Origin of the sequence: Paenibacillus sp. AR247 (genome assembly GCF_002968895.1) — a bacterium.
In the GTDB taxonomy this organism is placed as follows: Bacteria; Bacillota; Bacilli; order Paenibacillales; family Paenibacillaceae; genus Paenibacillus_AQ; species Paenibacillus_AQ favisporus.
Genome location: NZ_PCZT01000024.1, coordinates 297,651 through 300,757 on the forward strand (window position 1 = coordinate 297,651; position 3,107 = coordinate 300,757).

Below are 3,107 nucleotides of genomic sequence, written 5' to 3' on the forward strand. Positions count from 1 at the left end.
AGGTAGCGCTGCATCGTTTGGTCATATGCCTGCACCGGCTCCTCGAATCCGCTCCTCCTGGTAACCGTTGCGGTGCAGAACCGCCTCCACCGGCAGACGCGGACGAATGCCCGGCTCCTGATCCGGCACACCCAGGCACATGCCGAATACCGGGTAGACAAGCTCCGGTAGGTTCAGCAGCTCGGACAATTCGGCGATCCGGTTACGGACGCCGCCGATATAGACGATGCCAAGCCCGAGCGATTCCGCGGCGACCGCCGCCGTCTGTGCCGCTAAGGCCGCATCGACCGTGGCCACGATAAAATTCTCCGTCGAATCCACGTACGACTCCCGGCCGGCCATGTGCCCGGCGGTGACCTGATCCAAACGGTGCAAATCCGCGCACCAGATCAGAAACACCGGGCATTCCTCGATATAGGCCTGATTGCCGGCTAATTCGGCCAGCTGCTTCTTCAGGGCCGGGTCCGTGGCCGCGATAACGCTGTAGGCCTGAACATTGCTGGAAGTGGAAGCGCACTGTGCCGCAGAAATGATCTCGTTCAGCTGCTCCTCTGTGACCGGTTCATTCTTAAACTTGCGGATGGAGCGGTGGTTTTTTATTAAGGATATAACCTCGTTCATCAGTCATACATCTCCTAACGCGAGTGGTTATTGTCTAGCCGCCTCATGACTTGTATCGTACCTGCAATCGCGTGAATACAGGCAGACATGGACCCTTTTATTATAAACCAATCCTCGTCCTTTCAAAAAATGGATACGCTGTGGCTTCCCCTGTTCTATTTTTCATAGAAATCCATTAGAATGTATTTAGATAAATATCTAATTTCACTTATGCTAAATCAAATATTGTTTGTTAATCACGTTAACGATTGAACTGCAACACGAACGGTCTATGCCAAGGAGGCCCTTCATGAATCCGATTGCCACCAGCACCACCTTTTATCTCGTCCGGCACGGCACCAAGGTCCGCGCCATAGGCGATGTCCCGCTTTCCCCCGAGGGAGTACTGGAAGCCCGTCAGACCGCCCGGCATTTAGGCCGGCTGCCCCTGGCCGCGATTGTATCCAGCCCGCTCCGGCGGGCGGCGGACACGGCCGGATATATCGCTGAAGCGTCCGGCCTTCCCGTGCACACCGATGTGCGCCTGAGGGAGCGCGCCAACTGGGGCGACCTTCCCGGCCAAACCTTCGAAGCGTTTGTGCGCATGTGGGAACGATGCACGAACGACCGGGATTACGTCCCACCCGTCGGCGACTCCGCGCGGCAGGCCGGCGACCGGCTGTCATCGCTGCTGTCGGAGCAGGCTTTACAGCATCCGGGCCAACCTCTCGCCTTGGTCACCCACGGCGGACTGATCACGGATTTTCTGCTCAATGCCTTTCCCGAGAGCGAGCTGAACCACTGGCACCCCTCCTTTGTCTCCAGGCAGAGCGAGCTGGTGCCGGAGTGCTCGATCACGACCGTCCTGTCCGGCGGGCACGGCGGATTCGTTCTGGCCGGATTCGCCTCCATCCAGCATCTTCAGAAGTAAGCGGCAGCACAAAGCCCCGGCAGGGGGTCCTTGTGGCAAAGGCCCTGCCGGGGCTTGGATGCATCGGTCCATGAAGCGGAGGGCGATCCGTTATCTGTTGAGCGAGCTCCACATCGAAACTTGGCTTCATTTACAGTGTAGCCATATCAATGACAAACCGGTACCGTACGTCGCTGCGAAGGACGCGTTCATAAGCCTCGTCGACTTGGTCGGCGCGGATCACCTCAATTTTAGGAGCAATGCCGTGCTCCGCTGAGAATTCAAGCATCTCCTGCGTTTCCCGAATGCCGCCTACGAGCGATCCGGCAATGCTGCGGCGGCCCATAATTAAGGAGAACACGTTGTACTGATCCGGCGTGCCCGGTGCACCGACATTCACAAGCGTACCGTCGACGCGAAGGAGTGACAGATACGCATCTACTTCAAGATTCGCGGATACGGTGTTCAGGATGAGATCGAAACGGCCGGCCAGCGTTTTGAACGTATCCGGATCGCTGGTGGCAAAGTAATCGTCTGCGCCGAAGCTCCGGGCTTCGCTTTTTTACCCATGGAGCGGCTCAAAACCGTGACTTCCGCACCCAGGGCATGCGCATATTGGATCGCCAGGTGGCCGAGTCCGCCCATCCCCACAATGGCACTTTTTTGCCGGGACCAGCGTTCCAATGCTTCAATGGGGAATACGTGGTGATGCCGGCGCAGAGCAGCGGGCTTGCCTCGCTCAACTCCAGACCTTCCGGGATCCGGACTACGAATCTTTCCGTAACGACGATCTTTTGGCTGTACCCGCCATAGGTCGGATTGCCGTCATAGTCCAGCGAATTATAGGTCTGGACGACGCCCTTCGTGCAATACTGTTCTTCCCCCATGAGGCAGTATTCGCACGCTCCGCACGAGTCTACAAAACAGCCCACGCCAACGCGGTCACCCACCGCAAATTGGGTTACTTCCGAACCTACGGCCGCTACGATGCCGGCAATTTCATGACCGGGAACCATCGGGAATATCCCCCCGCCCCACTCATCGTAGGCACTATGTATATCCGAATGGCAAATACCGCTGTAATGAATATCGATTAAAACGTCGTCCGGCCGCAGCTCTCTCCGCTCAATCGTTGTGTTTTCAAAAGGCTCTTTTGCGCCTGGGACGCTGAGCACGCGTGTTTTACACATGTTTTCTCACTACTCCTTTACTCATGGAATTGGGTTGCCTTATTGGATTGCATGTTTAGCATAAATCTTAAAGTTCACTTTAAGTCAAGGGTATTTTTCCATCACTTAAAGGACCACGATCCTTTGGCATAAACACTTCCTATTCCTGAGTTCTTTACGCAGATTTCGCTCAACATCCTCTGCTTTTCATATTGTGTTCCGTTTTCTCCAACAACCTGCTGCCTGCCCCATCGGCCTTCGATCCATCCAGCCGCTCATTTCAGTTACTTCTGAACACCACTTATGCTAAAGTTAACTTTAACAATAAATACAGAGGAGTGTATCCATGAACAGTATAAAAGAGGTCACGCAGATGACCGGAATATCGGCTTCCACGCTCCGGTACTATGAAAATGAAGGCTTGCTCC

2 protein-coding genes and 2 pseudogenes are annotated in these 3,107 nt (G+C 55.2%); 2 read left to right on the forward strand and 2 right to left on the reverse strand.

What is annotated here, in order from left to right:
* Window positions 1-621: pseudogene (gene nfsA / locus CPT76_RS32305) on the reverse strand (oxygen-insensitive NADPH nitroreductase); the annotation flags it as partial.
* Window positions 622-910: 289 nt separating this feature from the next.
* Between nfsA and CPT76_RS32310 the strand changes: the two are divergent.
* Window positions 911-1,531: a histidine phosphatase family protein gene (locus CPT76_RS32310; RefSeq protein WP_105445795.1), complete on the forward strand. Its 621-nt coding sequence runs from the start codon at window positions 911-913 to the stop codon at window positions 1,529-1,531.
* A 130-nt stretch (window positions 1,532-1,661) separates the two neighbouring features.
* On the opposite strand, the pseudogene CPT76_RS32315 reads toward CPT76_RS32310, so the two are convergent.
* Window positions 1,662-2,700 (reverse strand): annotated as a pseudogene (locus CPT76_RS32315) (NAD(P)-dependent alcohol dehydrogenase).
* A 352-nt stretch (window positions 2,701-3,052) separates the two neighbouring features.
* Here CPT76_RS32315 and CPT76_RS32320 point away from each other — a divergent pair.
* The coding region (locus tag CPT76_RS32320; RefSeq protein ID WP_374954753.1) for a MerR family DNA-binding transcriptional regulator at window positions 3,053-3,107 on the forward strand (55 nt) is incomplete at its 3' end.

Excerpts from the sequence above, each read along its gene's own strand:
- CPT76_RS32310 (WP_105445795.1), top strand. The coding sequence starts at position 911 with ATGAATCCGATTGCCACCAGCACCACCTTTTATCTCGTCCGGCACGGC.